The organism is Citrobacter sp. KH_055_1 (assembly GCF_057838705.1).
This window is the reverse complement of record NZ_CM174473.1, coordinates 1,044,570-1,067,717: the sequence shown is the minus strand read 5'-3', so window position 1 is coordinate 1,067,717 and position 23,148 is coordinate 1,044,570. Positions and strand designations below refer to the sequence as shown.

Sequence of the window (23,148 nt, the reverse complement as noted above, 5' to 3'; positions counted from 1 at the left end):
GCGCAGGGGCAACAATGATGAGCGATCGTATTTTTGCGGGTATCTGGCTGTTGCTCTGTATAGCCGGGCTGTTCGTGGCCTGGCAAATAACCAGCGAATACAGCTATGAGCCGGTCGGCCCGCGTCCCTTTCCGCTGGGCATTATCGGCCTGATGTTGCTATGCGCCGTGGCGTTACTCCTGCGCCACCCGGACACCATCAGCTGGCCTCGTCGCCACGTACTGCAAAAGCTACTGACGATGGTGATTATTCTGTTTATGTACGCCTGGGGATTCGAGTGGCTGGGCTTTCCCATTGCCACCGCCATTCTCACCGTGGTGATTGGCCTGCTGTTCGGGGCCACCATCCCGGCGGCGGGTATTTCCGGGTCGGTTCTTGGCATTCTGCTGTGGTATGCCTTCGATCGGCTGCTTGACGTCACCTTACCTCTCGGCGCCTGGCTGAGTTAACGGAGAAACGATGGATACCTGGATATATCTTTCTCAGGGTTTTGCGGTGGCGATGACGCCTGAAAACCTGGTCATTGCGCTGATCGGCTGTTTTGTTGGCACCATTGTCGGGCTGTTGCCGGGGCTAGGCCCCATTAACGGCGTGGCGATCCTGCTGCCGCTGGCTTTTGCGTTGCACCTGCCCGCAGAGTCCGCGCTGATCCTGCTGGCGACCGTTTACATCGGCTGCGAATACGGCGGGCGAATCTCGTCGATTTTGCTGAACGTTCCCGGCGATGCCGCCGCTATTATGACCGCCCTCGACGGCTACCCGATGGCGCAGCAAGGACGCGGCGGCGTGGCTCTCTCTATCTCGGCGGTCAGCTCTTTCTTTGGCTCGCTGATCGCCATCGGCGGCATCATTCTGTTTGCTCCGGCACTGGCTCAATGGTCGCTGGCCTTCGGTCCGGCAGAATACTTTGCCTTAATGGTCTTCGCCATTGCTTGCCTCGGCAGCATGATGGCGCAAAACCCGCTGAAATCCTTTCTGGCAGCGCTGATCGGTCTTGGCCTTGCGACCGTCGGCGTAGACGCCAACACCGGGGTATATCGCTTCACCTTTGACAGTGTTCATCTCTCCGACGGCGTGCAGTTTATCGTGGTGGTGATTGGGCTGTTCTCTGTCTCAGAAATCCTGTTAATGCTGGAACATACCAGCAGCGGTCAGGCGCTGGTACGTAAAACCGGCCGCATGATGTTCAACGCCAAAGAAGGCGCGCAATGCGTGGGCGCGACGCTGCGCTCGTCGGTGATAGGCTTTTTTGTCGGCGTGTTGCCTGGCGCCGGGGCGACCATCGCCAGCGCCATCACCTACATGACCGAGAAAAAGCTCAGCGGTAACAGCGACAGCTTCGGTAAAGGGGATATTCGCGGCGTTGCCGCACCGGAGGCTGCAAATAACGCCTCGGCCTGCGGCTCGTTTATTCCGATGCTGACGCTCGGCGTGCCTGGCTCCGGCACCACGGCGGTGATGATGGGCGCGCTGACGCTGTACAACATCACCCCGGGCCCGGCAATGTTTACCGAGCAACCGGACATCGTCTGGGGATTGATTGCGGCACTGCTGATTGCCAACGTGATGCTGCTGGTGATGAACATCCCGCTGATCGGTCTGTTTACCCGCATGTTGACCATCCCGCTGTGGTTTTTGGTGCCGGCCATCGCGGCGGTCTCCGCTGTCGGTGTGTACGCGGTACACAGTACGACGTTCGATCTGGTGCTGATGGTCGGGCTCGGCGTCTTCGGCTACATTTTGCGTAAAATGCACTTCCCGATGTCGCCGTTGATTTTGGGCTTTGTACTGGGCGAAATGCTGGAGCAGAACCTGCGCCGCGCGCTGTCGATCAGCAACGGCAGTATGGATATTCTGTGGGCCAGCGGCGTGGCAAAAGTCCTGCTGGCGATGGCGGTGATGGTTATCGTGATCCCACCGGTGCTGCGCCTGATCCGCAAGCGCAACCGCAAACCGCAGGTGGATATCGGCTAATAATAGGCCGGATGGGGCGCTGACGCGTCTAGTCCGGCCTACAATAGCTATCTCCCGTAGGCCGGATTAGCGCAGCGCCATCCGGCATTTTTATTTTCAGCGTAACCCCTGCGTGCCTTCCAGCATATGCTCGACAAACTGCGTCAGTTTCGGCAAGGGGCGTAAATCCTGACGCCACAGCAGATGAATCGGTCGCGGCTGTGGCGTAAAGCCCTCCAGCACTCGAACCAGTTTGCCGCTGGCAAGCTCGTCCGCCAGCAACACTTCCGGCTGCAACAGCAACCCCGCGCCCGCCACCGCCGCCATGCGCAGACCGTGACCATCGTTACAGCGCAGGATCGCATCGCGTTTCCATCTGACTTCACCTTCCATACCCGGCAACGTCCATTCGTTACGCGCCGTCCACACCGTGTGGGACAAGCACAGATGGTCTACCAGATCTGCAGGCGTCCGGGGCGTACCGTAACGCGCCAGATAGTCCGCTGACGCGCAGATCGCCATACGGTACGGGCACAGATATTTCGCCACCACATCCGTCTGGTGAATATCACCAATGCGGATCGCCAGATCGACCCCCTCGTTCACCAAATCCACCATCCGGTTAGTCAGATCCAGTTCAATACGCACCTCGGGCCAGCGTTGTAAAAAAGCCGCGGCCAGCGGCGAAACGACACAGGCGCCAAAAGACGTGGGCGCGCTGATGCGCAGCGTCCCCGCCGGTGCCAACCGCAGTCGTTCCACCGAGCTTTCAGCTATCGACACCTGTTCCAGCACCCGCCGGGCTTCCTCAACATAGACGCGCCCGGCGTCGGTCAGACTTTGCCGACGAGTGTTGCGCTCCAGTAACCGTGTACCGAGCTGCGCTTCCAGCAGTGCGATATATTTCCCTACCATCACCGCCGACATTTCCAGCCGCGTTGCCGCCCCGGTAAAGCTGCCGCTTTCCACCACGGCGATAAACGTTTCCATGCCGCGAAGCTTATCCATATTACAAACCTCTGGTTAGTAATCATCTAACTTTTAGCCAGTTTATCCGATTTCATTTTCATTAAAGAATAGCGGCTCACACAATTGCGGAGGTGGTTATGAAAATCGTCATTATTGGTGCCAGCGGTACCGTCGGCCGCGCAGTCGCAGAAGAACTGGGTCGCAAACATGAGATTGTTCGCGTGGGCCGCACGCAGGGTGATTACCAGGTCGATATCACCTCACAGCACAGCGTGCAGGCGCTGTTTGAAAAAATCGGTCGGGTAGATGCCATCGTTTCCGCCACCGGTAGCCTGTTCTTTGGCCCCCTTTCGACCATGACCGACGGCGAGTTTAATCAGGGGTTGCAGGATAAGTTGCTAGGCCAGGTGCGGCTGGCATTGACCGGGCAGCATTACCTCAACGAGGGCGGCTCGATTACGCTGATTAGCGGCATTATCGCCCATGAGCCGATTGCGCAAGGGGCAAGTGCTGCCACGGTCAACGCCGGACTGGAAGGGTTTGTACGCGCCGCAGCCTGCGAATTAGGGCGCGGCATACGCATTAACCTGATAAGCCCTACCGTGCTGAGTGAATCCGCTGCGGCGTATGACGGTTTCTTCCCTGGCTTTGAAAGCGTCCCCGCCGCCACGGTCGCTAACGCCTATCGCCGCAGCGTCGAAGGCATTCAAACCGGTCGTATTTACAAAGTCGGCTACTGATATTGTGGCTGTCGCGGCGCTCCGCCAGCGGCAGCCTGATTAACCCTCTGTTTTAAAAGATCCTTCTCCGTATTCCCTCCCGCTCCGCGTAATTACCCTCACCTTTTATAATGTTAAATATTTGTTGTTTTTGATCACAAATAATAAACAAACAAGTTCATTCTGTGCGCGTTTTCCAAAAATGTAGATATTTTTAGTTTATGGCTACGAAACGAGCAGCGCCATGTCTCCCTGACAATCTACTGAGAGGATCGATTCTGATGAACGCACTGACTGCCGTACAACCGAACGCTGAAGATCCAGCCCAGCACTACCGTGGCTTCACGCTGAAACCGTCAGCCCAGTCACCACGCCTGCTGGAGCTGACGTTTTCTGCCCAAACCGCTGAGCAATTTCTGCAGGCCGTGGCGCAATGGCCGGTGCAGGCGCTGGAATACAAATCCTTCCTGCGCTTCAAAGTGGCAAACATCCTCGACGACTTGTGCGGCAATCAGCTGCAACCGTTGCTGCTAAAAACGTTGCTGGATCGCGCCGAAGGTGCATTGCTGATCAACGCGGAAGGTGTCGATGACGTGGCGCAGGCAGAGGAGATGGTCAAACTGGCAACGGCAGTGGCGCATCTGATCGGCCGCTCCAACTTTGATGCGATGAGCGGTCAGTACTACGCGCGTTTCGTGGTGAAAAACGTCGATAACTCCGACAGCTACCTGCGCCAGCCACACCGCGTGATGGAGCTGCATAACGACGGCACCTACCTCGAAGAGATCACCGACTACGTGCTGATGATGAAAATCGATGAGCAGAACATGACCGGCGGCAATTCGCTGCTGCTGCACCTCGACGACTGGGAACATCTGGAAAACTACTTCACCCATCCGCTGGCCCGCCGCCCAATGCGTTTTGCCGCGCCGCCAAGCAAAAACGTCAGCCAGGACGTGTTTCATCCGGTGTTTGACGTCGACCAGCAGGGTCGCCCGGTAATGCGCTACATCGACCAGTTCGTCCAGCCAAAAGATTATGAAGAGGGTGTCTGGCTAAGCGCGCTCTCCGATGCGCTGGAGACCAGCAAAAGCATCCTGTCCGTTCCGGTTTCGGTCGGTAAATTCCTGCTGATCAACAACCTGTTCTGGCTGCACGGTCGCGATCGCTTTACGTCGCATCCGGACCTGCGCCGCGAACTGATGCGCCAGCGTGGTTACTTTGCCTACGCTACAAACCACTACCAGACGCATCAGTAAGCGCGAAGGAATTAAGCGGATGTATGATTTTGTGATTATTGGCGGCGGCATTATCGGCATGTCGACCGCCATGCAGCTGATTGATGTCTACCCGGACGCCAGAATTGCTCTGCTGGAAAAAGAGTCCGGTCCGGCCTGTCATCAGACGGGCCACAACAGCGGAGTGATCCATGCCGGGGTCTATTACACCCCCGGCAGCCTGAAGGCGAAGTTTTGTCTGGCCGGCAATCTCGCCACCAAAGCCTTTTGCGATCAAAACGGCATCCGCTATGACGTCTGTGGAAAGATGCTGGTCGCCACCTCAACGCTTGAAATGGAGCGTATGCGCGCCCTGTGGGATCGCACCGCCGCCAACGGTCTTGAGCGCGAATGGCTCAATGCCGAAGAACTGCACGAGCGCGAGCCTAACATCACCGGGCTGGGCGGGATTTTTGTGCCATCAAGCGGGATTGTCAGCTACCGCGACGTCACCGCCGCGATGGCGAGAATTTTCCAGGCCAAAGGCGGCGAGATTGTTTACAACGCCGAAGTCTGCGGCCTGAAAGAACACGCTGCGGGCGTTATCGTACACACCCGCCAGGGCCAGGAGTATGAGGGTGCTACGCTGATTAGCTGCTCCGGGTTGATGGCTGACCGACTGGTGAAAATGCTCGGCGTTGAGCCGGGCTTTATCATCTGTCCGTTTCGCGGGGAATACTTCCGTCTGGCGCCGGAACATAACCACATCGTCAACCACCTGATCTACCCGATCCCCGATCCGGCAATGCCGTTTCTCGGCGTACATCTCACCCGCATGATTGACGGCAGCGTCACGGTCGGCCCCAACGCGGTGCTGGCGTTTAAGCGTGAAGGCTATCGTAAACGTGATATTTCGTTGAGTGACACGCTGGAAATCCTCGGCTCTTCCGGCATCCGTCGGGTGCTGCAAAACAATTTACGTTCCGGCTTAAGCGAGATGAAAAACTCGCTGTGCAAAAGCGGCTACCTGCGCCGGGTACAAAAATACTGCCCGAGCCTGTCGCTAAAAGACCTGCAGCCCTGGCCTGCGGGCGTGCGGGCACAGGCGGTATCGCCGGATGGCAAACTGATTGACGACTTCCTGTTTGTCACCACGCCGCGCTCGATCCACACCTGCAACGCGCCTTCGCCGGCGGCGACGTCGGCTCTCCCCATCGGGGCGCATATCGTCAGCAAAGTTCATGCGCTACTGGAAAACCAGAGCAATCCCGGACGCACGCTGCGTGCGGCACGTAGCGTGGAGACATTACACGCCGCCTTTACCCGTTAACCCTTTTACGACAGGACGCTATTATGCAACTTAACGATCCCACCTTATTTCGCCAGCAGGCGCTGATTGACGGCCACTGGCGCGACGCCAACGGCGGCGAAACTATCGCGGTGACCAATCCCGCCAACGGTCAGCAATTGGGTAGCGTACCGAAAATGGGCGCGGATGAAACCCGTGAAGCCATTGAGGCAGCTAACCGTGCACTGCCTGCCTGGCGTGCGCTAACCGCCAAAGAGCGGGCGACGATTCTGCGCCGCTGGTTCAACCTGATGATTGAGCACCAGGACGATCTCGCCCGCCTGATGACCCTCGAACAAGGTAAGCCGCTGGCGGAAGCCAAAGGCGAAATCACCTATGCCGCCTCCTTTATTGAATGGTTTGCCGAGGAAGGTAAACGCATTTATGGCGACACCATTCCCGGCCATCAGGCCGATAAACGCCTGATCGTCATTAAGCAGCCCATTGGCGTCACCGCCGCAATTACGCCGTGGAACTTCCCGTCGGCAATGATCACCCGCAAAGCCGGTCCGGCGCTGGCCGCAGGCTGCACCATGGTGCTTAAACCCGCCAGCCAGACGCCGTTCTCCGCGCTGGCGCTGGCAGAACTGGCTAACCGCGCCGGGATCCCGGCAGGTGTCTTCAGCGTGGTCACCGGTTCGGCGGGCGCGGTCGGCAACGAGCTCACCAGCAACCCGCTGGTGCGCAAGCTGTCGTTTACCGGCTCCACTGAAATTGGTCGTCAGCTCATGCAGCAGTGTGCCAAAGACATCAAAAAAGTGTCGCTGGAGCTGGGCGGCAACGCGCCGTTTATCGTTTTTGACGATGCCGATCTCGACAAAGCGGTCGAAGGTGCGCTGGCCTCGAAGTTCCGCAATGCCGGGCAGACCTGCGTTTGCGCCAACCGTCTGTACGTCCAGGATGGCGTGTATGAGCGCTTTGCCGAAAAACTTCAGCAAGCCGTAAGCAAGCTGCACCTTGGCGACGGCCTGCAACCTGACGTCACCACCGGACCGCTGATCGATGAAAAGGCCGTCGCCAAAGTAGAGGAACACATTGCCGACGCACTGGATAAAGGCGCCCGGATTATCAGCGGCGGTAAGGCTCACGCGCTGGGCGGTAATTTCTTCCAGCCAACCATCTTGGTCGACGTGCCCAACCATGCCAAAGTTGCCAAAGAAGAGACGTTCGGCCCGCTGGCACCGCTGTTCCGCTTTAAAGACGAAGCTGACGTCATCGCGCAGGCCAACGATACCGAGTTCGGCCTTGCCGCCTATTTCTACGCCCGTGATTTGAGCCGCGTCTTCCGCGTCGGTGAAGCGCTGGAGTACGGCATTGTCGGCATTAACACCGGCATTATCTCCAACGAAGTCGCTCCCTTTGGTGGCATCAAAGCCTCCGGTCTTGGCCGTGAAGGATCGAAATACGGCATCGAAGACTATTTAGAAATCAAATACATGTGTATCGGACTTTAATAAAACAATACTGGAGAACACCTGATGAGCACCAATAAAGAACTCATGCAACGTCGTAGCAACGCAGTTCCACGTGGCGTAGGACAGATCCACCCGATTTTTGCCGAACGCGCAGAAAACTGCCGGGTCTGGGACGTTGAAGGGCGTGAATTCCTTGATTTTGCTGGCGGCATCGCGGTGCTGAACACCGGCCACCTGCACCCACAGATTGTCTCTGCGGTAGAAGCGCAGTTGAAAAAGCTGTCGCATACCTGCTTCCAGGTACTGGCCTACGAGCCGTACCTCGAACTGTGTGAAATCATGAACCAAAAGGTGCCGGGCGATTTCGCCAAGAAAACCCTGCTGGTGACCACCGGCTCCGAAGCGGTGGAGAACGCGGTAAAAATTGCCCGCGCCGCCACCAAACGCAGCGGTACCATTGCCTTTAGCGGCGCTTACCATGGCCGAACTCACTACACCCTGTCGCTAACCGGAAAAGTAAACCCTTACTCTGCCGGTATGGGGCTGATGCCGGGCCATGTTTATCGCGCCCTGTATCCTTGTGCGCTGCATGACATCAGCGAAGACGACGCCATCGCCAGTATCCACCGCATCTTCAAAAACGATGCCGCACCGGAAGACATTGCCGCCATCGTCATTGAACCTATCCAGGGCGAAGGCGGTTTCTATGCCGCCTCCCCTGCCTTTATGCAGCGCCTGCGCGCCATTTGTGACGAGCATGGGATCATGCTGATTGCCGATGAAGTCCAGAGCGGCGCGGGCCGTACCGGCACACTGTTCGCGATGGAACAAATGGGCGTCGCACCGGATATCACCACGTTCGCCAAATCAATTGCCGGCGGCTTCCCGCTGGCGGGCGTAACCGGACGCGCCGAGGTGATGGACGCGATCCCACCGGGCGGTCTGGGCGGCACCTATGCCGGGAACCCGATTGCCTGTGCCGCCGCGCTGGCGGTACTGAACATCTTCGAGCAGGAAAATCTGCTGCAAAAAGCCAATGACCTCGGCAACACCCTGCGCAACGGCCTGCTGGCGATTGCCGAAACCCACCGTGAGATTGGTGACGTACGTGGCCTGGGGGCGATGATTGCGATTGAACTGTTCGAAGACGGCGATCGCCATAAGCCTAATGCGAAATTGACCGCCGAAATTGTCGCCCGCGCCCGTGATAAAGGGCTGATCCTGCTCTCCTGCGGACCGTACTACAACGTGCTGCGCATCCTCGTTCCACTGACCATTGAAGACGGGCAAATCCGCCAGGGGCTGGACATCATCGCCGAGTGTTTTGCCGAGGCGAAGCAAGGCTAAACCCCGTATCTGAGCGGGGATTGTAGGCCGGATAAAGCGCATGCGCCGCCTCCGGCAATATTGTGATGCCCGGTAGCGCTCCGCTTACCGGGCCTACGGGTAAGGTGCAGGAAGCGACGTCAATAACAATAACGAGGTTAAAAGATGGGGCAAGTGTCACAATCACATGATTTAGGGGGCGGGCTGAAATCACGCCACGTCACCATGTTGTCTATTGCCGGGGTTATCGGCGCCAGCCTGTTTGTCGGTTCAAGCGTAGCGATTGCAGAAGCCGGTCCCGCGGTGCTACTGGCCTATCTGTTCGCCGGGTTACTGGTGGTGATGATTATGCGCATGCTAGCCGAAATGGCCGTCGCCACGCCGGATACCGGATCGTTTTCTACCTATGCCGATAAGGCCATCGGCCCGTGGGCTGGGTATACCATTGGCTGGCTGTACTGGTGGTTCTGGGTGCTGGTTATTCCACTGGAAGCCAACATTGCCGCCATCATTCTGCATTCCTGGATCCCGGGCGTGCCCATCTGGTTATTTTCCCTGGTTATCACGCTGGCGTTAACCGGCAGTAATTTGCTGAGCGTCAAAAATTACGGCGAGTTTGAGTTCTGGCTGGCACTGTGCAAAGTGATTGCCATCCTGGCATTTATTGCCCTCGGGGCGGCGGCGATTAGTGGGTTTTATCCCTACGCCGAGGTCAGCGGAGTATCAAGGCTATGGGATCAGGGCGGTTTTATGCCCAACGGTTTTGGCGCAGTGCTGAGCGCGATGCTGATCACCATGTTCTCTTTTATGGGCGCAGAAATTGTCACCATTGCTGCGGCCGAGTCCGACACGCCGGATAAACACATCGTGCGCGCCACGAACTCGGTCATCTGGCGTATCTCCATTTTCTATCTGTGTTCCATTTTTGTGGTGGTCGCGCTAATCCCCTGGAACATGCCGGGGCTGAAAGAGGTGGGCTCTTACCGCTCGGTGCTGGAGTTACTGCATATCCCGCACGCTAAGCTGATCATGGACTGTGTCATTTTGCTGTCAGTCACCAGCTGTCTGAACTCAGCGCTGTATACTTCTTCCCGTATGCTGTATTCCCTGAGCCGTCGCGGCGATGCCCCGGCCTTTATGGGTAAACTCAACCGCAGCAAAACGCCTTATGTCGCCGTGCTACTCTCCACCGGGGCGGCGTTTCTCACCGTGATCGTGAATTATTACGCACCGGCAAAAGTGTTTAAATTTCTCATCGACAGCTCTGGTGCCATCGCGCTGCTGGTCTATCTGGTCATTGCTGTTTCCCAACTGCGGATGCGCAAAATCCTGCTGGCGGAAGGTGCAGATATCAAGATGAAAATGTGGCTCTATCCGTGGCTGACGTGGCTGGTGATCGGTTTTATTGGTTTTGTACTGGTGGCGATGCTGTTTCGTCCGGCACAACAGTTGGAAGTCATCTCAACCGGGCTGCTCGCCATCGCGATCATTTGCACCGTGCCGATTATGGCGCGCTGGAAAAAACTGCTATCGTGGCAAAAAGCACCGTTGCACAGTACGCGCTAAACCTGTTCCCGGCGCAGGCCGGGACACCTTTTCAGGAGTAAGACCATGACCGCCATTTCCCAACCGACGGCCATTGATGGATACCGCTGGCTCAAGAACGACATTATCCGCGGGGTGTTTCAGCCAGATGAAAAATTGCGAATGAGTCTGCTGACGTCACGCTATGAACTCGGCGTAGGACCGTTGCGCGAGGCGCTTTCGCAACTGGTGGCGGAGCGACTGGTCACGGTGGTCAATCAGAAAGGGTATCGTGTGGCGTCAATGTCTGAGCAGGAGCTGCTGGATATTTTTGACGCCCGCGCCAATATGGAAGCCATGCTGGTCAGTCTGGCTATCGAACGCGGCGACGACGCCTGGGAAGCGGAAATTCTGGCGCGCGCGCATATGCTCAGCAAACTGGAAGCCGTTGATGCCAGCGAAGAGATGCTGGATGAATGGGATCAGCGCCATCAGGCGTTTCATACGGCGATTGTTGCCGGCTGTGGGTCGCAGTATCTGCTGCAAATGCGTGAACGGCTGTTCTCTCTGGCGGCGCGCTACCGGTTTATCTGGCTGCGTAAAACGGTGCTGTCGGTGGAAATGCTGGAAGATAAACACGATCAGCATCAGACGCTGACCGACGCAATTCTGGCGCGCGATGCCGTACGCGCCAGTGAATTAATGCGCCAGCACCTGCTGACGCCGATTCCGATTATTCAGCAGGCGATGTCCGGCAAACAGCTGGCAGAAAAAGTTTAATCACGGGTCTGTACCCAGAAAGCGTGGATCAGACCTGGGATATAGCCCAGCAGCGTCAGCACAATATTGAGGATAAACGCCCAGCCAAAACCTTTGCCCAGCAGCACGCCAAGCGGAGGTAAAATGATCGTTAAAACTATTCTCCAGAAACCCATACATACTCCCTACAAGCAAAAAATTAATCATTGTTTAGAAAGAGATTTTATCTCTAAGAATAATCAGTGTAGCTAACTCCACCCGTCTCGCCCTGCTGTTTTACCCTCCTTTACGCTCTTGACGCTGGCGTAAGCTGTCTCTTTATTTTAGACTATTCTTAATTTAGCAATTACTTAAATAAATATGACTGAACTCGAACAACTCCAGGCCAGCGCTGAACAGGCCGCCAGCTTGCTAAAAGCAATGAGCAACCCGAAGCGGTTGCTCATTTTGTGCATGCTTTGCGGGTCGCCGGGGACCAGCGCGGGTGAGCTCGCACGGATCACCGGACTCAGCCCCTCTGCCACCTCCCAGCATCTGGCGCGGATGCGCGAAGAAGGATTAATAGACCGCCAACGTGATGCTCAGCGCATTCTCTACTTCATCAAAAATGCGGCGGTGAATTCCCTCATCGCCACATTAAAAACATTGTATTGCCCGTAAGGAGCCAACATGACCATTGGGACGATTTCCCCGCGCGAGGCGCAGACGCTGTTAGCGCAAGGAGCCAAACTGATTGATATTCGTGATGCCGATGAGTATCTGCGCGAACATATTCCGCAGGCGCATCTGGCACCGTTGTCCGCGCTCGACCAGGGGTTATTGCCGGATAACTTACGCGCTGATCGCATTATTTTTCACTGCCAGTCGGGTAAGCGCACACAAAATGCGGCCACAAAACTGAGTGCAATTGCTGCACCAGCCCAGTGCTGGCTACTTGAGGGGGGAATCGACGGCTGGAAGGCAGCAGGTTTGCCGGTCGTAGAAGATAAATCACAGCCGTTACCGCTGATGCGCCAGGTGCAGATTGCCGCAGGCAGTCTTATCTTACTCGGCGTGGTTCTCGGTTACGCCGTTGGCAGCGCCTTCTTTCTGCTCAGCGGCTTTGTCGGCGCGGGGCTTATCCTGGCAGGCGTTACCGGCTTCTGCGGCATGGCGCGGCTGCTGGATAAAATGCCCTGGAATCGGCGTACTCATTAAGCGGTAATCAGTGAAACAGCGCTGTACCCGCCGATGGCCCTGATCTATGGTGGGTTTTGCCATCAAGAACGGAGGACAGCATGTTTAAACCCGGCGATCTGGTTCAACCGCGTATGGGCGGACCAAAATTGAAAGTTGTTGAAGTAAATGACGAGCAGATTGTGGCCGTGCAGGCCAGTAATGAAAGCGGTGAAAAATTCACCCTGAAAGCAGCAGATGTCACCCGATATAGCGAAGACGGCGATTTTGGCGTTTGCTGAAAATAAGCGGTGAGACACTCTCACCGCCTTGCTAATTAGATCAAAAAATCATCGAGTGATTTACCGGCAGCCAGCGCCTGCGCAATAGGTTTTGGCGTGCGGCCTTGTCCAGTCCAGGTTTTCACTTCACCATTGAGATCGGTAAAACGATATTTTGCCGGGCGCGGCTGACGTTTTTTAACTGCTCGCGACGTCACCGTCGTCATGCTTAGCAACTCTTCTGGCTCAATCCCATCTGCTTTCATCAGCGCCAGCAGCGTATTAATTTTTTCCTGCTGTTCTGCACGCTGGCGCTGTAACTGTTCTTCCTCGTCACGTCGTTCTTTGGTGACCACCCTGAATTTTTCCAGCATATCTTCCAGTACATCGACCGGAAATTCACGAGCCATTGCACGCAGCGAGCGGATATTATTTAAGTTTTTTAACATTGAACTCATATTAATAAAACCTCTTTAACGCATAAAGCAAAAATGGTATTACAGCAAAAATTATATTCGATTGATTATTCTATTTCCAGCCCCTGTCGATCTCGAGCTATTAATCAAAACGTTACCTTAATATTTATCACCCCATCGCAGGGGCATCCTGCAATGCAATTTTGTAATGACCCGATAATAAAAATAAATATGTCGGCGTAATATTCAAAAACATCTAGAAAAGTTCGTAAAAAAAAACAGAAAAACAAATCAATATAACCTAATGATTTGAAAGACATTTAATCAACATGACAACGAAAATGCCAAAACGAACAAAAAACAGACCATTGCAGAGCATTTTATCGACAAAAAGACAATAAATAAAAATTTTAAGCTAGTTGATAGTTATTATGCAGGCAGATATCCTATTGAAACGCGAAAGCAGCAAAACAAATCACTAGCAACAAGGTATACGATACCTTTTTACCTCTTTTTACAAGGAGCATTAACATGTTCTCTCCGCAGTCACGCTTGCGTCATGCTGTAGCAGACACGTTCGCGATGGTTGTTTACTGTTCTGTCGTGAACATGTTGATTGAAGTATTCCTTTCCGGAATGACCTTTGAGCAGTCGCTCTCTTCCCGACTGGTGGCGATTCCTGTCAACATTCTGATCGCCTGGCCTTACGGTATGTACCGCGATCTGTTTATGCGTGCGGCGCGTAAAGCCACACCGGCGGGATGGGCAAAAAATCTGGCGGATGTGCTGGCATACGTGACCTTCCAGTCACCGGTGTATGTGGTCATTCTGCTCACGGTTGGCGCAGACTGGCACCAGATCACGGCGGCCGTCAGTTCCAACATCGTGGTTTCAATGTTGATGGGTGCAGTGTACGGCTACTTCCTTGATTATTGCCGCCGCCTGTTTAAAGTCAGCAGCTATCATCAGGCGAAAGCCTAAACGTCTCTTCGCGACTGGCCCCGCCAGTCGCGTCTTTAGTTTGTACTCACGTCACCAAACAACCCATTTAAATAACGTTCCAGCGCAATACGCGAGCTGAAGCCGTGTGGAATACCATAATGTTCATGGGTTTCTCCGGCTAAATAAAGCGGGAATTGCTGATAGTGATCGCAGGTTTTAATATCCGTTGACGGATCCGCTAACGAAGAACTTCGTTCTTTTAACGTGGGGTGGATCACTAATGCTGTGCGTCCCATACGCGCTTCACGATTAACATACACATAGTTTTCGCCACGTCGATAACCGTACGCTTTCTGCGTCACTACATCCACGGTAAAGCCTACTTTCTCAAGTACGCGCGCCACCTCATCGGGTCTTAAATACATATATTTTTCCTCGTTATCTTTTACCGCGGGCTTACCTTACCTGATTCAGCATTAGCAACGCTTTCAGAAAAGTCCATAAACGCATGAAGAGAGTGAGGCGGCTATCTTAAGCATGGCGCTGGATCAGGTTATTGCCAGCCGAAGTTGACGGGCGGCCTGCCGGGCCATTTCCACCGACGGGATATTGGTAAATGACAGTAATATACCGCCCTCTCCCGTTGAAGTTATTCGCCATTGGCTTAACGCCTGAACCGCCAGGCCAGCCTGATTCGCTTTGCGCACCAACGCCGTATCTTCGCCGCTCACCGATATCACCAGTTGAATTCCGCCTTGCTGAGGTACAACGGTAAAGCCGTATTCCGTCAGCGCACTTTCCATCCACTGACGCCGCTGGGCATAGTGTTGGCGCATTTTTTTCAGGTGCCGCCAGAAATGGCCATCACGAATAAAATCCGCCAGCGTTTGCTGCCATAACAGCGGCACGTTACAAGCCGTCAGCGCCGCCTGGCGGCGAAAGCGCGCGACCTCCGTCACCGGCACCACCAACCAGGCTGTACGTAAAGCCGGAAATAATGATTTGCTGAAGGTACCGGCATAAATCACCCGCTGCGGCGCATCCAGGCTTTTTAGCGGCGGCAGCGGTTTTCCGTGGTAGCGAAACTCGCTGTCGTAGTCATCTTCAATGATCCATGCCCGCGCATGGGCGGCCCACTCCAGCAATTGGTGTCGACGGTCAAGCGAGAGAGCAACGCCCAACGGGCTTTGATGGGCTGGCGTGAGGAGGGCAAAACGCGCCTGCGGGTAGTTGCGGATCCCGGCGCTCACATCCAGACCCTCGCCATCGACCGGGACGGGCAGCAGTTCAACCTGTTCCTGCGTTATAACGGGGCGGATCAGCGGAAAACCGGGATCTTCTACCCACATCCCTGCGCCGGGATTTGCCAGCGCCCGCAGGATTAAGGTCATGGAGGCCGCATAGCCCGAAGTAATAAAAATCTGCTCTGGCAGGCACTCAATACTGCGGGATACGCGCAGATAATCAACGATCGCCTGGCGTAGCAACAGTTCGCCGCTGACATCACCCAAGGCGAGATCGAAACGTGTCTGCGTGCGTAAACGCCGCCCCATCACCCGCGCCCAGACTTCGCGGGGAAAGAGATCGAGCGCCGGTAATCCCATCTGAAAAAGTTGCGGTGTAGGGTTTTCTCCGGCAAAGACCGTTGGTGCAACGGGCGAAGTGTCCAGTCGCAGTTGCTGACTGACAAACGTTCCGGCCTGCCCGCGTCGTTCCAGCCAGCCTTGCGCCACCAGATCTGCGTAGGCGTTTTCCACCGTCGAGCGTGAAACGCCCAGTTCCTGGGACCAGGTGCGGCTGGACGGCAAGCGTGTGCCAGGCTTAAGTTCCCCTTTCTCAATAGCGGTTTTTAACTGACGGGCGATTTGCTGATAGCGTGGCATTTATGGTCTGCTTTTTTGATAACAATATGGCTCTCTTTAGCAGACCATTATAGTGCTACATTGCGGGTCATCCAAACGAGGAGAAATACCATGACGATGTTACGCCAGCCCTATTATGAACTTAGCCCTGAAATCTATAACGCTCTGGTTCAGGCCAGCAAAGCGCTGGAAAACTGCGCGTTGGAGCCTACACTGACGGAGTTGATTTACCTGCGGGTCTCGCAAATCAACGGCTGCGCGTTTTGTCTGGAAATGCACAGTAAAGCCCTGCGTAAGTCTGGCGTAGAGCAGGCCAAACTGGATGCGCTGGCAGGATGGCGCGTCAGCCACCATTTCAGTGAGCAGGAACGCGCAGCGCTGGCATGGGCCGAATCCGTTACCCACATCGCCTCGACGCACGCCGAAGACGACGTTTATATGCCGCTGCTGAACCATTTTAGCGCCAAAGAAATAAGCGATCTGACGTTCGCCATTAGCCTGATGAACTGCTTTAACCGTCTGGCAGTAGGCATGCGCATGTAATTCTGTGGTGCCGGATGGCGGCGGAAACACCTTATCCGGCAACCCGTAATGCTACATACCCCGCCCTCCGCCACACTCATCTCCCGGCCCCTTATCACTCTAAAATCCCATATCTTGTATGGTTGAATCTTTTACAAACTACATCTAGTATTGATTACATCACGACACACACAACCCGACGCCATTATCGCGCCGCTTTTACACCCATAAATGGAAATACGAATCATGCGTATTATTATTTACACTCGCAATAACTGTATTCAGTGCCACGCCACGAAACGGGCGATGGAAGGCCGTGGGCTTGACGTCGAGATGATCAATGTCGATCTGGCCCCCGAGCTGGCAGAAACCCTGCGCGAGCAGGGGTTTCGCCAATTACCGGTGGTGGTAGCAGGGGAAACCCGCTGGTCAGGATTTCGCCCGGACATGATCAATCGTCTGCGTCCGCAGCCCCACGTAGCCAACACATGAGCACCCTCGTCTACTTCTCCAGCAGCTCTGAAAATACCCATCGCTTTATGCAGCGTCTGGGGCTGCCCGCCGTGCGAATTCCGCTTAACGAACGCGAGCGGATCCAGGTAGACGAACCTTACATTTTAGTCGTGCCGTCTTACGGCGGCGGCGGTACGGCAGGCGCGGTCCCGCGACAGGTGATCCGCTTTTTAAACGATCCCCACAATCGGGCGTTAATTCGCGGCGTCATCGCCGCCGGCAATCGCAATTTCGGCGACGCCTACGGCCGCGCGGGTGACGTAATTTCACAAAAATGCGCCGTGCCGTGGCTCTATCGCTTTGAGCTGATGGGGACGCCAGGCGACATCGACAACGTGCGAAAAGGAGTGAGCGAATTTTGGCAACAACAACCGCAGAACGCGTAGTTCAGCCCACGCTGGATTATCACGCACTTAACGCCATGCTGAATCTGTACGATAACGCCGGGCGTATTCAGTTTGAGAAAGACCATCAGGCGGTGGACGCGTTTATGACAAATCACGTGCAGCCCAACTCGGTGGTGTTTGCCAGCCAGGACGCGCGTCTGGATACGCTGGTAAGCGAAGGTTATTACGACGAAAGCGTTTTAACCCGTTACGATCGCGCTTTCGTGGTGAAGCTGTTTGCCCACGCTCACGCCAGCGGGTTTCGCTTCCAGACCTTTCTCGGCGCATGGAAGTATTACACCAGCTATACGCTGAAAACCTTTGACGGTAAACGCTACCTCGAGGACTTTGCCGATCGCGTGACGATGGTGGCGCTGACGCTGGCACAGGGTGATGAGACGCTTGCCCTGCGACTCACCGACGATATGCTCGCCGGGCGTTTTCAGCCCGCCACGCCAACCTTCCTTAATTGCGGCAAAGCCCAGCGCGGCGAGCTGGTCTCCTGCTTCCTGTTACGTATTGAAGACAATATGGAGTCCATTGGTCGGGCGGTAAATTCGGCGCTGCAGCTTTCCAAACGCGGTGGCGGCGTGGCGTTTCTGCTCTCCAGCCTGCGCGAAGCCGGGGCACCGATTAAGCGTATTGAAAACCAGTCTTCCGGGGTGATCCCGGTGATGAAGATGCTGGAAGATGCGTTTTCGTATGCCAACCAACTGGGCGCGCGACAGGGCGCGGGTGCGGTGTATTTGCACGCGCACCACCCGGATATTCTGCGCTTTCTCGATACCAAGCGCGAAAACGCCGATGAAAAAATTCGCATTAAAACGCTGTCACTTGGCGTGGTGATCCCGGATGTTACCTTCCGTCTGGCAAAAGAGAATGCGCAGATGGCGCTGTTCTCCCCCTATGACGTGGAGCGTATTTACGGGAAACCGTTTAGCGACATCGCCGTCAGCGAACGCTATGACGAGTTACTCGCCGACGCACGCGTGCGCAAGCGGTACATTAACGCCCGTGACTTCTTCCAGCGGTTGGCGGAAATCCAGTTTGAGTCCGGCTACCCCTACATCCTGTTTGAAGACACGGTGAACCGCGCCAACCCGATTGCCGGTCGCATCAACATGAGCAACCTGTGCGCGGAAATTTTGCAGGTCAACAGCGCCTCAACCTACGATGAAAACCTCAACTATGCGCAGATTGGACGCGACATCTCCTGCAATCTCGGCTCGCTGAACATTGCCCACACCATGGATTCGCCGGACTTTGGCCGCACCGTTGAAACAGCGGTTCGCGGCTTAACCGCCGTCTCCGACATGAGCCACATCCGCAGCGTTCCGTCGATTGAAGCCGGAAACAGCGCTTCGCACGCGATTGGGCTGGGGCAGATGAACCTGCATGGCTATCTGGCGCGCGAAGGTATTGCCTATGGTTCAGCGGAGGGGCTGGATTTCACCAATCTCTATTTCTACACCGTCACCTGGCATGCCCTGCATACCTCCATGTTGCTGGCCAAAGAGCGTGGCCAGACCTTTGCCGGATTCAACCAGTCGCGCTACGCCAGTGGCGAGTATTTTGATCGCTATTTAAGCGGCGACTGGCAGCCAAAAACCGAGAAAGTCCGCGCGCTGTTTGCCACCCGCGGTGTGACGCTGCCGACGCGTGAAATGTGGTCACAGCTGCGTGAGAATGTGATGCGCTACGGTATTTATAACCAGAATTTACAGGCGGTGCCACCAACCGGCTCCATCTCTTACATCAACCATGCCACCTCAAGTATTCATCCGATTGTGTCTAAGGTGGAGATTCGCAAAGAGGGTAAAACGGGGCGTGTGTATTACCCTGCCCCGTTTATGACCAACGAAAATCTGGCGCTGTATCAGGATGCCTACGAGATTGGCCCGCAAAAAATCATCGATACCTACGCCGAGGCAACCAAACACGTCGATCAGGGGCTGTCGCTGACGCTGTTTTTCCCGGACACCGCCACCACCCGCGATATCAACAAAGCGCAAATCTACGCGTGGAAAAAAGGCATCAAAACGCTGTACTACATCCGACTGCGCCAGCTGGCGCTGGAAGGTACTGAAATTGAAGGCTGCGTGTCATGCGCGCTGTAAGGAGAGCAGGATGAAGCTAAACCGCGTGAGCGCCATCAACTGGAACAAAATTGAGGATGATAAAGATCTGGAGGTGTGGAACCGGCTGACCAGTAATTTCTGGTTGCCAGAAAAAGTCCCGCTGTCGAATGATATTCCCGCCTGGCAAACGCTAAGCGTCGCCGAGCAGCAGCTCACCATTCGCGTCTTTACCGGGCTGACGCTGCTCGACACCATTCAGAATATTGCCGGCGCGCCCGCGCTGATGGCGGATGCATTAACCCCACATGAAGAAGCGGTATTGTCAAATATCAGCTTTATGGAAGCGGTGCACGCTCGTTCCTACAGCTCTATTTTCTCCACCCTTTGCCAGACCAAAGATGTGGATGCAGCCTACGCCTGGAGTGAAGAAAATGCCGCGCTGCAACGCAAAGCGCAGATTATTTTGCAGCATTACGCCAGCGATAATCCACTGAAGAAGAAAATTGCCAGCGTATTTCTGGAATCGTTCCTGTTCTATTCCGGCTTCTGGCTGCCGATGTATTTCTCCAGCCGCGGTAAGCTGACCAATACCGCCGATCTCATCCGTCTGATTATTCGTGATGAAGCCGTTCACGGTTATTACATTGGTTATAAATATCAAAAGGGGCTGGAGCATATTTCACTGTCAGCTCGTGAGGAACTGAAGAATTTTGCCCTCGATCTGCTGATGGATTTGTACGATAACGAAGTTCACTACACGGAAGTGTTGTATGCCGAAACCGCCTGGGCCGACGAGGTGAAAGCGTTCCTGTGTTACAACGCCAATAAAGCCTTGATGAACCTGGGTTATGAGGCCCTGTTCCCGGCGGAAATGGCGGATGTCAACCCGGCAATCCTCGCCGCGCTGTCGCCCAACGCCGATGAAAACCATGATTTTTTCTCCGGTTCAGGCTCGTCATACGTGATGGGGAAAGCCGTCGAAACTGAAGACGACGACTGGAATTTCTAGATCTCATTTTCGCGGAAAATACCCTACACTTTTCGCGTTAATATTTTAACGGGATCACATTTTTATCACACAAATATCATTGTGTGATCTACACTCAATATTAGCCGCATTATTCGCCTGAGTTTCAACAATTCAGGCGACTTTTTACTGCCATTTACAAAAAATATCAAAGAAGTTTCATCCACGCTCAGCCCTTATATCACGGGAAATCTCGCCATCTGGCCTTTGGCAATATTCATGCCACAACCAAATTCAGGGTTGTCTCAGATTCTCAGTATGTTAGGGTAGAAAAAGATAACTATTTTCACCAGGTACTATATCGATATAAACAAATAACAGGAATAATTCTATTGCATGGCAATTAAATTAGAAGTTAAAAATCTCTATAAGATATTTGGCGAGCATCCCCAGAGAGCGTTCAAATATATTGAAAAAGGATTTTCAAAAGAGCAGATTCTGGAAAAAACAGGGCTATCGCTTGGCGTTAAAGACGCCAGTCTGGCCATTGAAGAAGGCGAGATATTTGTCATCATGGGATTATCCGGTTCGGGTAAATCCACAATGGTACGCCTTCTCAATCGCCTGATTGAACCCACCCGCGGGCAGGTACTGATTGACGGCGTGGATATCGCCAGGATATCCGATGCCGAGCTTCGCGAGGTGCGCAGAAAAAAGATTGCGATGGTATTCCAGTCCTTTGCCCTAATGCCACACATGACGGTACTCGACAATACGGCCTTCGGTATGGAGTTAGCCGGTATTGCTGCGGATGAACGTCGTGAAAAAGCGCTGGATGCGCTCCGCCAGGTTGGGCTTGAGAATTACGCTCACGGATACCCGGATGAACTCTCCGGTGGTATGCGCCAGCGTGTCGGTCTCGCCCGCGCATTAGCCATTAACCCTGACATCTTATTAATGGATGAAGCCTTCTCTGCGCTCGATCCTTTAATTCGTACCGAGATGCAGGATGAGTTGGTAAAACTGCAGGCAAAGCATCAGAGAACCGTGGTCTTTATTTCCCACGATCTCGACGAAGCCATGCGCATTGGTGACCGCATCGCTATTATGCAAAATGGTGAAGTGGTGCAGGTCGGTACCCCGGATGAAATCCTGAATAACCCGGCCAATGATTATGTGCGAACCTTCTTCCGTGGTGTTGATATTAGCCAGGTATTCAGCGCGAAAGATATTTCCCGTCGTAGTCCTGAAGGCTTAATTCGTAAAACACCAGGGATTGGCCCACGTTCGGCACTGCAATTATTGCAGGATAAAGATCGTGAATTTGGTTACGTGATTGAACGCGGAAACAAGTTTGTTGGCGTGGTCTCCATCGATTCATTAAAAACCGCCTTACGTCAGGCGCAGGGTATTGAAGCCGCACTGATCGACGAACCGTTAGCCGTAGAGGCGAAAACGCCGCTGAGCGAGCTGCTTTCTCATGTCGGGCAAGCACCGTGCGCGGTACCGGTTGTCGATGAGGAACATCAGTATGTGGGCATTATTTCCAAACGCATGCTGCTACAGGCTTTAGATCGCGAGGGGGCAAACAATGACTGATCAAACAAATCCGTGGGACACGACACCAGCAGCCGATAGCGCTGCACAATCCGCTGATGCCTGGGGTACGGCGTCAAGCGCGCCTACCGACGGCGGCAGCGCAGACTGGCTGACCAGCGCGCCCGCGCCAGCACCTGAGCATTTCAATATTATGGATCCGTTCCATAAAACGCTGATCCCGCTCGATAGCTGGGTCACCGAAGGGATCGACTGGGTGGTGACCCACTTTCGTCCCGTCTTCCAGGGCATTCGTGTCCCGGTAGATTACATTCTCAACGGCTTCCAGCAACTGCTGCTGGGGATGCCTGCGCCGGTGGCGATTATTCTTTTCGCTTTAATCGCCTGGCAGATTTCTGGCATCGGGATGGGCGTTGCCACGCTGATTTCACTGGTCGCGATTGGCGCGATTGGCGCCTGGTCACAGGCGATGATCACCCTGGCGCTGGTGCTGACCGCGCTGCTGTTCTGTGTGCTAATCGGTTTACCGATGGGGATCTGGCTGGCGCGCAGTCCGCGTGCGGCAAAGATCGTTCGTCCCCTGCTCGATGCCATGCAAACCACGCCTGCGTTCGTCTATCTGGTGCCGATTGTGATGTTATTCGGCATTGGTAACGTGCCGGGCGTCGTGGTGACGATTATCTTCGCCCTGCCACCGATTGTGCGTCTGACCATTCTGGGTATTAACCAGGTGCCAGCCGATCTGATTGAAGCTTCTCGCTCCTTTGGTGCCAGCCCGCGTCAGATGCTGTTTAAAGTCCAGCTGCCGCTGGCGATGCCCACCATTATGGCGGGGGTTAACCAGACGCTGATGCTGGCGCTTTCCATGGTCGTCATCGCCTCGATGATCGCCGTCGGTGGATTGGGTCAGATGGTACTGCGCGGTATCGGGCGTCTCGATATGGGGCTGGCTACCGTTGGCGGGGTTGGGATTGTGATCCTCGCCATCATTCTGGACCGCCTGACGCAGGCCGTCGGTCGCGACTCGCGCAGCCGGGGCAACCGTCGCTGGTACACCACCGGTCCTGTTGGGCTTATCACCCGCCCATTCACGAAGTAATTCACCTGTTGCCCGGTGGCGCATTGCTTACCGGGCCTACAATTCATTAACTTACACAAAATCATTCAAGTTGCATCGCGGCGGCAAACGAATGTATCCCCAGGAGCGTACAAGCAGTACGTGACTGGGGTGCATGAGTG

At 54.8% G+C, this 23,148-nt stretch carries 25 protein-coding genes; 20 read left to right on the top strand and 5 right to left on the bottom strand.

Annotated features, from left to right (window positions below; all coding sequences use genetic code 11):
- Window positions 1-14: 14 nt before the first annotated feature.
- Together AC3ITF_RS05100 and AC3ITF_RS05095 are read left to right on the top strand one after the other, a co-directional pair.
- Window positions 15-449: a tripartite tricarboxylate transporter TctB family protein gene (locus AC3ITF_RS05100; RefSeq protein ID WP_096756025.1), complete on the top strand. Its 435-nt coding sequence runs from the start codon at window positions 15-17 to the stop codon at window positions 447-449.
- 10 nt (window positions 450-459) lie between these two features.
- Window positions 460-1,974 carry a tripartite tricarboxylate transporter permease gene (locus AC3ITF_RS05095; RefSeq protein ID WP_096756024.1) on the top strand — a complete coding sequence of 505 codons (1,515 nt, stop codon included), beginning with the start codon at window positions 460-462 and terminating at the stop codon, window positions 1,972-1,974.
- A 96-nt stretch (window positions 1,975-2,070) separates the two neighbouring features.
- On the opposite strand, the gene AC3ITF_RS05090 is transcribed toward AC3ITF_RS05095, so the two are convergent.
- Window positions 2,071-2,961, bottom strand: a complete 891-nt coding sequence (locus AC3ITF_RS05090; protein WP_146717370.1) for a LysR family transcriptional regulator — start codon at window positions 2,959-2,961, stop codon at window positions 2,071-2,073.
- A 98-nt stretch (window positions 2,962-3,059) separates the two neighbouring features.
- Here AC3ITF_RS05090 and AC3ITF_RS05085 point away from each other — a divergent pair, with 98 nt between their 5' ends.
- The 7 genes from AC3ITF_RS05085 (at window position 3,060) to csiR (ending at window position 11,251) form a co-directional block, all read left to right on the top strand.
- Window positions 3,060-3,662 carry a short chain dehydrogenase gene (locus AC3ITF_RS05085; RefSeq protein WP_115257664.1) on the top strand — a complete coding sequence of 201 codons (603 nt, stop codon included), beginning with the start codon at window positions 3,060-3,062 and terminating at the stop codon, window positions 3,660-3,662.
- Between the two features lie 260 nt (window positions 3,663-3,922).
- Window positions 3,923-4,900, top strand: coding sequence for a glutarate dioxygenase GlaH (gene glaH, locus AC3ITF_RS05080; protein ID WP_096756021.1), 978 nt, complete (start codon window positions 3,923-3,925; stop codon window positions 4,898-4,900).
- A gap of 19 nt (window positions 4,901-4,919) precedes the next feature.
- Window positions 4,920-6,188, top strand: coding sequence for an L-2-hydroxyglutarate oxidase (lhgO, locus tag AC3ITF_RS05075; protein ID WP_489176185.1), 1,269 nt, complete (start codon window positions 4,920-4,922; stop codon window positions 6,186-6,188).
- A gap of 23 nt (window positions 6,189-6,211) precedes the next feature.
- Complete coding sequence (gabD, locus tag AC3ITF_RS05070; RefSeq protein ID WP_096756019.1) at window positions 6,212-7,660, top strand: NADP-dependent succinate-semialdehyde dehydrogenase; 1,449 nt, start codon at window positions 6,212-6,214, stop codon at window positions 7,658-7,660.
- Window positions 7,661-7,684: 24 nt separating this feature from the next.
- Window positions 7,685-8,968, top strand: a complete 1,284-nt coding sequence (gene gabT / locus AC3ITF_RS05065; protein ID WP_117343199.1) for a 4-aminobutyrate--2-oxoglutarate transaminase — start codon at window positions 7,685-7,687, stop codon at window positions 8,966-8,968.
- A gap of 144 nt (window positions 8,969-9,112) precedes the next feature.
- Window positions 9,113-10,513, top strand: a complete 1,401-nt coding sequence (gabP, locus tag AC3ITF_RS05060; RefSeq protein WP_096756017.1) for a GABA permease — start codon at window positions 9,113-9,115, stop codon at window positions 10,511-10,513.
- Window positions 10,514-10,558: 45 nt separating this feature from the next.
- On the top strand, window positions 10,559-11,251 hold the full coding sequence (gene csiR, locus AC3ITF_RS05055) for a DNA-binding transcriptional regulator CsiR (protein WP_135911541.1): 693 nt from the start codon (window positions 10,559-10,561) through the stop codon (window positions 11,249-11,251).
- Here csiR and AC3ITF_RS05050 read toward each other — a convergent pair.
- Entirely contained in the window at window positions 11,248-11,406 is a 159-nt protein-coding gene (locus AC3ITF_RS05050; RefSeq protein WP_015585265.1) for a YqaE/Pmp3 family membrane protein, read from the bottom strand. The genes csiR and AC3ITF_RS05050 overlap by 4 nt on opposite strands.
- A 184-nt stretch (window positions 11,407-11,590) precedes the next feature.
- Between AC3ITF_RS05050 and AC3ITF_RS05045 the strand changes: the two genes are divergently transcribed.
- From AC3ITF_RS05045 to AC3ITF_RS05035, 3 genes are all read left to right on the top strand, one after another.
- Complete coding sequence (locus AC3ITF_RS05045) at window positions 11,591-11,890, top strand: ArsR/SmtB family transcription factor (RefSeq protein ID WP_096756015.1); 300 nt, start codon at window positions 11,591-11,593, stop codon at window positions 11,888-11,890.
- A gap of 9 nt (window positions 11,891-11,899) precedes the next feature.
- The gene (locus tag AC3ITF_RS05040; protein ID WP_135911540.1) at window positions 11,900-12,427 is read left to right on the top strand and encodes a rhodanese family protein; all 528 of its coding nucleotides are present in this window, start codon (window positions 11,900-11,902) and stop codon (window positions 12,425-12,427) included.
- 80 nt (window positions 12,428-12,507) lie between these two features.
- On the top strand, window positions 12,508-12,687 hold the full coding sequence (locus AC3ITF_RS05035) for a hypothetical protein (protein ID WP_115257657.1): 180 nt from the start codon (window positions 12,508-12,510) through the stop codon (window positions 12,685-12,687).
- 35 nt (window positions 12,688-12,722) lie between these two features.
- On the opposite strand, the gene stpA is transcribed toward AC3ITF_RS05035, so the two are convergent.
- Entirely contained in the window at window positions 12,723-13,124 is a 402-nt protein-coding gene (gene stpA, locus AC3ITF_RS05030; RefSeq protein WP_115257656.1) for a DNA-binding protein StpA, read from the bottom strand.
- A 489-nt stretch (window positions 13,125-13,613) separates the two neighbouring features.
- Here stpA and alaE point away from each other — a divergent pair, with 489 nt between their 5' ends.
- The gene (alaE, locus tag AC3ITF_RS05025) at window positions 13,614-14,063 is read left to right on the top strand and encodes an L-alanine exporter AlaE (RefSeq protein ID WP_096756011.1); all 450 of its coding nucleotides are present in this window, start codon (window positions 13,614-13,616) and stop codon (window positions 14,061-14,063) included.
- Window positions 14,064-14,098: 35 nt separating this feature from the next.
- On the opposite strand, the gene AC3ITF_RS05020 is transcribed toward alaE, so the two are convergent.
- Together AC3ITF_RS05020 and pdxR are read right to left on the bottom strand one after the other, a co-directional pair.
- On the bottom strand, window positions 14,099-14,449 hold the full coding sequence (locus AC3ITF_RS05020; protein WP_096756010.1) for a DUF2002 family protein: 351 nt from the start codon (window positions 14,447-14,449) through the stop codon (window positions 14,099-14,101).
- Window positions 14,450-14,572: 123 nt separating this feature from the next.
- Entirely contained in the window at window positions 14,573-15,907 is a 1,335-nt protein-coding gene (gene pdxR, locus AC3ITF_RS05015) for a MocR-like pyridoxine biosynthesis transcription factor PdxR (RefSeq protein ID WP_182260611.1), read from the bottom strand.
- 90 nt (window positions 15,908-15,997) lie between these two features.
- Between pdxR and AC3ITF_RS05010 the strand changes: the two genes are divergently transcribed.
- The 7 genes from AC3ITF_RS05010 (at window position 15,998) to proW (ending at window position 23,008) form a co-directional block, all read left to right on the top strand.
- On the top strand, window positions 15,998-16,429 hold the full coding sequence (locus AC3ITF_RS05010) for a carboxymuconolactone decarboxylase family protein (protein ID WP_489176184.1): 432 nt from the start codon (window positions 15,998-16,000) through the stop codon (window positions 16,427-16,429).
- A 225-nt stretch (window positions 16,430-16,654) separates the two neighbouring features.
- Window positions 16,655-16,900, top strand: coding sequence for a glutaredoxin-like protein NrdH (gene nrdH, locus AC3ITF_RS05005; protein WP_115257654.1), 246 nt, complete (start codon window positions 16,655-16,657; stop codon window positions 16,898-16,900).
- The gene (gene nrdI, locus AC3ITF_RS05000) at window positions 16,897-17,307 is read left to right on the top strand and encodes a class Ib ribonucleoside-diphosphate reductase assembly flavoprotein NrdI (protein WP_115257653.1); all 411 of its coding nucleotides are present in this window, start codon (window positions 16,897-16,899) and stop codon (window positions 17,305-17,307) included. Before nrdH ends, nrdI begins: the two co-directional genes overlap by 4 nt.
- Window positions 17,280-19,424, top strand: coding sequence for a class 1b ribonucleoside-diphosphate reductase subunit alpha (gene nrdE / locus AC3ITF_RS04995; RefSeq protein ID WP_489176183.1), 2,145 nt, complete (start codon window positions 17,280-17,282; stop codon window positions 19,422-19,424). The genes nrdI and nrdE overlap by 28 nt, the downstream gene beginning before the upstream one ends.
- Before the next feature lie 10 nt (window positions 19,425-19,434).
- Window positions 19,435-20,394 (top strand): class 1b ribonucleoside-diphosphate reductase subunit beta, encoded by a 960-nt coding sequence (gene nrdF, locus AC3ITF_RS04990; RefSeq protein ID WP_117343194.1) that lies wholly within the window; start codon window positions 19,435-19,437, stop codon window positions 20,392-20,394.
- Between the two features lie 354 nt (window positions 20,395-20,748).
- Window positions 20,749-21,951 carry a glycine betaine/L-proline ABC transporter ATP-binding protein ProV gene (proV, locus tag AC3ITF_RS04985; protein WP_096756003.1) on the top strand — a complete coding sequence of 401 codons (1,203 nt, stop codon included), beginning with the start codon at window positions 20,749-20,751 and terminating at the stop codon, window positions 21,949-21,951.
- A complete protein-coding gene (proW, locus tag AC3ITF_RS04980; RefSeq protein ID WP_135911534.1) occupies window positions 21,944-23,008 on the top strand; it encodes a glycine betaine/L-proline ABC transporter permease ProW in 1,065 nt (354 codons plus the stop codon). The genes proV and proW overlap by 8 nt, the downstream gene beginning before the upstream one ends.
- Window positions 23,009-23,148: the final 140 nt, after the last annotated feature.

Bases quoted from the DNA above. Each gene is read 5' to 3' on its own strand.
- AC3ITF_RS05100 (WP_096756025.1), top strand. From the start codon at position 15: ATGATGAGCGATCGTATTTTTGCGGGTATCTGGCTGTTGCTCTGTATA.
- AC3ITF_RS05095 (WP_096756024.1), top strand. From the start codon at position 460: ATGGATACCTGGATATATCTTTCTCAGGGTTTTGCGGTGGCGATGACG.
- AC3ITF_RS05090 (WP_146717370.1), bottom strand. From the start codon at position 2,961: ATGGATAAGCTTCGCGGCATGGAAACGTTTATCGCCGTGGTGGAAAGC.
- AC3ITF_RS05085 (WP_115257664.1), top strand. From the start codon at position 3,060: ATGAAAATCGTCATTATTGGTGCCAGCGGTACCGTCGGCCGCGCAGTC.
- glaH (WP_096756021.1), top strand. From the start codon at position 3,923: ATGAACGCACTGACTGCCGTACAACCGAACGCTGAAGATCCAGCCCAG.
- lhgO (WP_489176185.1), top strand. From the start codon at position 4,920: ATGTATGATTTTGTGATTATTGGCGGCGGCATTATCGGCATGTCGACC.
- gabD (WP_096756019.1), top strand. From the start codon at position 6,212: ATGCAACTTAACGATCCCACCTTATTTCGCCAGCAGGCGCTGATTGAC.
- gabT (WP_117343199.1), top strand. From the start codon at position 7,685: ATGAGCACCAATAAAGAACTCATGCAACGTCGTAGCAACGCAGTTCCA.
- gabP (WP_096756017.1), top strand. From the start codon at position 9,113: ATGGGGCAAGTGTCACAATCACATGATTTAGGGGGCGGGCTGAAATCA.
- csiR (WP_135911541.1), top strand. From the start codon at position 10,559: ATGACCGCCATTTCCCAACCGACGGCCATTGATGGATACCGCTGGCTC.
- AC3ITF_RS05050 (WP_015585265.1), bottom strand. From the start codon at position 11,406: ATGGGTTTCTGGAGAATAGTTTTAACGATCATTTTACCTCCGCTTGGC.
- AC3ITF_RS05045 (WP_096756015.1), top strand. From the start codon at position 11,591: ATGACTGAACTCGAACAACTCCAGGCCAGCGCTGAACAGGCCGCCAGC.
- AC3ITF_RS05040 (WP_135911540.1), top strand. From the start codon at position 11,900: ATGACCATTGGGACGATTTCCCCGCGCGAGGCGCAGACGCTGTTAGCG.
- AC3ITF_RS05035 (WP_115257657.1), top strand. From the start codon at position 12,508: ATGTTTAAACCCGGCGATCTGGTTCAACCGCGTATGGGCGGACCAAAA.
- stpA (WP_115257656.1), bottom strand. From the start codon at position 13,124: ATGAGTTCAATGTTAAAAAACTTAAATAATATCCGCTCGCTGCGTGCA.
- alaE (WP_096756011.1), top strand. From the start codon at position 13,614: ATGTTCTCTCCGCAGTCACGCTTGCGTCATGCTGTAGCAGACACGTTC.
- AC3ITF_RS05020 (WP_096756010.1), bottom strand. From the start codon at position 14,449: ATGTATTTAAGACCCGATGAGGTGGCGCGCGTACTTGAGAAAGTAGGC.
- pdxR (WP_182260611.1), bottom strand. From the start codon at position 15,907: ATGCCACGCTATCAGCAAATCGCCCGTCAGTTAAAAACCGCTATTGAG.
- AC3ITF_RS05010 (WP_489176184.1), top strand. From the start codon at position 15,998: ATGACGATGTTACGCCAGCCCTATTATGAACTTAGCCCTGAAATCTAT.
- nrdH (WP_115257654.1), top strand. From the start codon at position 16,655: ATGCGTATTATTATTTACACTCGCAATAACTGTATTCAGTGCCACGCC.
- nrdI (WP_115257653.1), top strand. From the start codon at position 16,897: ATGAGCACCCTCGTCTACTTCTCCAGCAGCTCTGAAAATACCCATCGC.
- nrdF (WP_117343194.1), top strand. From the start codon at position 19,435: ATGAAGCTAAACCGCGTGAGCGCCATCAACTGGAACAAAATTGAGGAT.
- proV (WP_096756003.1), top strand. From the start codon at position 20,749: ATGGCAATTAAATTAGAAGTTAAAAATCTCTATAAGATATTTGGCGAG.
- proW (WP_135911534.1), top strand. From the start codon at position 21,944: ATGACTGATCAAACAAATCCGTGGGACACGACACCAGCAGCCGATAGC.